The sequence below is a fragment of the Candidatus Thiosymbion oneisti genome, assembly GCF_900092655.1.
Lineage (GTDB): Bacteria > Pseudomonadota > Gammaproteobacteria > Chromatiales > Chromatiaceae > Thiosymbion > Thiosymbion oneisti.
The window spans coordinates 1-626 of sequence record NZ_FLUY01000202.1 but is presented as its reverse complement, the minus strand read 5'-3'; the positions used below and the strand labels follow the sequence as shown (position 1 = coordinate 626).

The 626-nt window shown below is 41.5% G+C and carries 1 protein-coding gene; it reads left to right on the top strand.

Annotation, left to right across the window (positions count from 1 at the left end; all coding sequences use genetic code 11):
• The coding region (locus BQ17_RS01785; protein ID WP_089724026.1) for a JAB domain-containing protein at positions 1 to 420 on the top strand (420 nt) is incomplete at its 5' end.
• Positions 421 to 626 lie beyond the last annotated feature (206 nt).

Sequence of the window (626 nt, the reverse complement as noted above, 5' to 3'; positions counted from 1 at the left end):
GCGATTTACAAGCTCGCCGTTCAGGTTATTATGGTCCATAATCACCCCGGTGGGAATGTGACGCCTTCAATCGAAGATCAAGACCTTACCGATCATTTTATTCAAGCGGGTAAATTTCTCAAAGTCGAAGTGATCGATCATCTCATCATCAGCGACGAAACCTATCATAGCTTTGTCGAGTCGGGGATCTTCAAGAAACTTCAGGCAAGCGAAAGATGGATTTTGCCTTATAAACTCAAGGAGAGATACAGGAATGAAGGCAAAAATGAAGGGATTCAACTTGGGGAGAAGAGAGGTAAAGAAAAGGGATTAAAAGAAGGTAAGATTGAAATGGCAAGAACCATGAAAACAGATGGAGAATCAATAGATAAAATTGTGAAATACACACGACTTTCAATAGAAGAAATTCAAAAACTATAGAACCCAAATGGGCTAACAATTAGCTAAAGTACGATCCCAAACCGCGCATTTAGCTCCGGGGTTGATCTCAGTCTTGTGGCGCGGTGCGGTTTGGGTCGCCTTAGCCATGACGTTAGCAGCAAATGTGCAACGAACCAAAATATGGTAAAAACACAGAATCAGAGTCATGTCACAACTAGATATCGTCAAAGAAACAATCGCTTATC